The sequence below is a fragment of the uncultured Leptotrichia sp. genome (assembly GCF_938036635.1).
Classification (GTDB): Bacteria; Fusobacteriota; Fusobacteriia; order Fusobacteriales; family Leptotrichiaceae; genus Leptotrichia; species Leptotrichia hongkongensis.
In genome coordinates this window covers 1-4408 of record NZ_CALHQO010000306.1, presented here as the reverse complement: position 1 = coordinate 4408, position 4408 = coordinate 1, and the positions used below count along the sequence as shown (strand labels likewise).

The 4408-nt window shown below is 29.4% G+C and carries 4 protein-coding genes; all 4 read right to left on the bottom strand.

From position 1 onward, the window contains the following. Window positions 1-6 precede the first annotated feature (6 nt). The 4 genes from Q0370_RS06190 to Q0370_RS06175 all read right to left on the bottom strand — a co-directional run bounded on the left by Q0370_RS06190 (window position 7) and on the right by Q0370_RS06175 (window position 4403). On the bottom strand, window positions 7-426 hold the full coding sequence (locus Q0370_RS06190; RefSeq protein WP_299573491.1) for a MarR family transcriptional regulator: 420 nt from the start codon (window positions 424-426) through the stop codon (window positions 7-9). A gap of 392 nt (window positions 427-818) precedes the next feature. Next, complete coding sequence (locus Q0370_RS06185; protein WP_147004774.1) at window positions 819-1490, bottom strand: DUF1269 domain-containing protein; 672 nt, start codon at window positions 1488-1490, stop codon at window positions 819-821. Between the two features lie 70 nt (window positions 1491-1560). Next, complete coding sequence (locus Q0370_RS06180; RefSeq protein ID WP_299573486.1) at window positions 1561-3204, bottom strand: AarF/UbiB family protein; 1644 nt, start codon at window positions 3202-3204, stop codon at window positions 1561-1563. 17 nt (window positions 3205-3221) lie between these two features. Further along, window positions 3222-4403 carry an RIP metalloprotease gene (locus tag Q0370_RS06175; RefSeq protein WP_299573495.1) on the bottom strand — a complete coding sequence of 394 codons (1182 nt, stop codon included), beginning with the start codon at window positions 4401-4403 and terminating at the stop codon, window positions 3222-3224. Window positions 4404-4408 lie beyond the last annotated feature (5 nt).

Sequence of the window (4408 nt, the reverse complement as noted above, 5' to 3'; positions counted from 1 at the left end):
TATTTTTTAAAAATTACTTTTTATTTTTACTAATAGTCTTTCTAACTGTTCTCTTTCATTTTTATCTAATACATTTAAGAAACTTTCATATATACTGTTTGCAATTTGCTGATTTTTTCCTAAAAACATTTTCATTCCATCCAAAAGCTGTATATATGAAAATCTTTTATCTTCTTCTGAAACTTCTTTTATTACATATCCCTTTTGTAGATATTTGTTTATTATTTTTGTTACTGCAGGTTTTGACACTTTAGACCTTTTTGAAAACTCAGTCAAGTTTATTTTTTGTGCTTCAAAAATTATTCGCAAATAATGGAAATCCCTTTTAGATAACTCTACCTTTTCTTCCATACTTTCAAAAATTTCATAATATTTTTCTAAAAATTTCTTATCTATATCTTCTACTAATTCAAATAAATTTATCATTTTTCTCCCCAAATATTTTTTTTATACTAGTAAAAATTCCCATTTTCTATTTTTAGCTCTTTTCTTCTAGTCAAATAACAAAATATCCAGTAACCTAAAAAAAGAACATACTTATTGAAAATATTTCATTCCCGAAATTTTTTTACCTCAAAAATTAAATACTAAACAAGTTATATTAACTATAATGGCAATAACGAAAATAACTTTTAATTCCACAGGAAATTTTTTAAACACAAACTCTTTTATTGTTAAATTTACATTTTTCTTTTGTATCTAAACCTCCACATATCTACATTAAGTATAATTTTTTGCTTCTATAAACTTAACAGTTCTGTATTTCAAATATATTTTAATTTAAAAACAGGGATAAAATTTCTACCCCTGTATTTTCTCTAGTTTTTAAATTTATTTTTCAAATCCAATACAAATTTTGTCAAATCTTCTGTAAATGCTTCTGCGTTAGCTTTTATCTTTTCTGAAAAATCAGCTAAATTTTCTTTTACTTCTTTTGATTTGCTTTCAAATCTTTCCTTTAATTCCTTATATTCGATATCTGTTTTTAGTTTTGATTCATATTCTTTTGCAAATTCTAAATCTTTCTGAACAACTTTGGCATCTTTTCGAAGGATTGTTTCAGGATTATATTTATTCAAAAAATTATCCAGTTCTGTATTCCCTGATTCGGAAGTTAGTAAAATCAACGCATAATGGTTATTTACAAGGTGTTTTGAAACATCTTCAAATATGCTTATTATTTTTTTGTCAGCCTTTTCACCTTGGCTTTCACCTATCATAGCTCCTACTGCTCCACCAAAAATAACTCCCAACGGACCTCCGATAATTCCAATAAGGCCTCCAAGAAGCCCTCCGTTTAAAAATCCTATATTTCCATTTGCATTTACTTCGAATCCATCCTTGAAACTCAGCTTATCGTCTTCCTTTCTTACAACTGCAGCCTGAGTAATTACATAATTTTCCCCTGAATATTTTGTCTTTATGTCAGCTAGAGCCTCAAATGCGCTTAGCTGATTTTCAAATGTTGCTAATAAAACATTATTTTCCATGGCAGCTCTCCTTTATTTTTTAAATTGACTAATTATAGTCCTAAAAAAATAGTTTTTATTTTGCCAGTACTTATTTTTTACTTTTAAAAAATAAATTTACTCCCATAATTCCTGCAATAACAAATCCTAATAATCCCAATCCAGAAATTCCAAATATTTTTGGAGGAATGTTTGCTAGAGCTAATATTGATGAACCCACAAATATTGATGAAATAATAATTGCCAGTACTAATTGCTCAAAAGTTTTTTGAAATTTCTCAAAACCAATTATTTCATGCTTATGTTTTAATTCATTTTTTTGAATTTTTTCCAAAATATTTTTTAAATCTGTAGGTAAAGTTAGCCAGTTATCAGAAAAGGTTTCCAATTTTTCTGCTCCCTTTTTAAAAATATTTACTGGATTCATCCGCTCTCTTGCTATTTTATCCATATATGGCTGCATAATTCTTGTTATATTAAGACTTGGATCCAAATGCCGACCAATTCCTTCAATTTGACCAATTCCCTTTATTAATAGGTAAATATCTTCAGAAAGCAGAATTTGGTTATCGCTGAATATTTTCCTTGCCTTTTCAAAAATCGTAACAATATCTATACTTTCCAATGAATTCCCGTCCACCATCTCAATTAATCCGTAAAGTTCCCGCTCAAACTTTCTTTCATCTGCAACTTCAAATTTTATAGCCAGTTTGCGTATAGTTTCAATCATTTTTTTTACATCTTTTTTCAATGAATAAATAATCAAATTTATTAAAAGTTCTCGCTCATTTGGATAAAGCCTGCCCATTGCACCAAAATCAATAAATGCAATTTGCCCATTTTCCTTTATAAAAATATTACCAGGATGGGGATCAGCATGAAAAAATCCATGTTTTAAAAACTGCACCAAATACAAATCAAGTCCAGTTCTTGCAACTTCTTCAGGTTTTTTCCCTATTTCTACTATTTTTTCCTTATCAGTAATTTTAAAGCCTTCTATCATTTCCATTGTAAGAACGTGGTTATTGGAAAAATGTCTATATACGATTGGAACGTGAATTCTCTCGTCCCCTTTAAAATTATTTGCAAAACGCTCTATATTACGAAGCTCGTTATTAAGTGAAAGCTCATCATTGAGCATTTTTTCAAAACTTTCCACAACATCTACAATATTCATTTTTTTCATTTCTTCATAATAATTTTCCAAAGCTTTTGCAAGATTTTTCATAATTTCCAAATCTGCTTCAATTACAGGCTTTATATTTTCTCTTTGAATCTTTACAACAACTTTTTCCCCATTTTTTAATTTTCCTCTAAACACCTGCCCTATTGAAGCTGATGCCATCGGCTCTTCCTCTATTTCAGAAAAATAATCATCTACTTCTATTCCAAGTTCGAGATTCATTTTTTTTCTTACATCTACTTCTTCAATCTCCACACTATCTTGTAATTTTTGAAGCTGTAAAAGCATTTCTTCAGGTAAAATGTCTTTTCGATTACTTAACATTTGCCCAAATTTTACATATACAGGACCCATTTCCTCAATCGCCATTCTTATCCTTTCATAAAAAGTATAAGAATTTATTTCATCAATTTTGTCACTATATCTTCTTTTTATATTTCCAGGAATATACTTTTCCAAGTCTCCCCTTTTAAATAGTTCATCAAATCCATATTGAGCAATTACTGAAGAAAGCTTTACAAGCCTTTTTGTTTTCTGTATAAAATCTACCATCTAATTTATTTTCCTCTCTATTGAAAATACTTAGTAACATCAAAAAATACAATAACCAACATCAATACAAGCAAAAATATCATCCCAATCATATGTATTTTTTCTTCTATTTTTTTATTTACTTTTATTCCAAAAAACTCAGGAATGACAAATATCAGTCTTCCCCCATCAAGCGCTGGAATTGGAAGCAAGTTCATAATTCCAATATTTATGGAAATTAATACAAATACTCCAAGCATAGCAAAAATCCCTCCTTGCCCATAAGCTTCGCCAACTATCTTAGGAAGTCCTACAGGCCCTGTCATCTCCTTCATTGCCACTTTTCCTGTTATAAGCATTCTCACACCATCAAGTGTCATTTTAAAATAATCTCCAAACATAGAAAAACTAATTTTTACTCTTTCTCCAAATGTTGATTTTTGGCTTAACAGATGTACTCCAAGTATGTTTCCCTTCACTTCCTTGTTGTAAGTTAATTTTACATTTTCAGTAATTTCCTTATTATCTCTCAAGATTTTTAGAGCTATATCTTCATTTTTATAATTTTTACTAATTTCTCCAATTCTTTTTGTCATTTCACTCCAATTGGATATATTTTTACCATTAATTGCCAAAATCTTATCATTTACCTTCAATCTTCCATTTACTTTTGAACTTTGCTCAACTCCTCCAACTATAGCTTGAGAATATTTAGTCGGCAGCACTCCCGCTACTGAAAGCATTATAAACAATACTGCCAATGCAGAGATAAAGTTCATCACAACTCCCGCAATCAGCACAACAAATCTGCTAAATGGCGACTTGGCAAAAAATCCATTTTTCTGAATATTTTCCTGTCTCTTTAATTCCTTTTCTACAACCTTGCTAAGCCTTCTTTCCACTTCATCAACAAATTTTTCATCTTCAATTTCATTATCATTATCCTTGTTACCTGTTTCATTTTTTAATTCCTCAATAATTTCATCCATTTTTTCCTTCTTAAATGCTTCCAAATCAAACCTTTCAGGCTGCATTCCCTCAATATTAACAAATCCTCCTAAAGGTAAAATTCTGATTGAATAAGTCGTCTCATTCTTTTTTAACGAAAAAATCTTTGGCCCCATTCCAATCGCAAACTCAGTAACAGGCATTCCAAAATATTTAGCCGTTGCAAAATGCCCCAATTCATGCAAAAATACAATTAATCCCAAAATTACTATAGTAA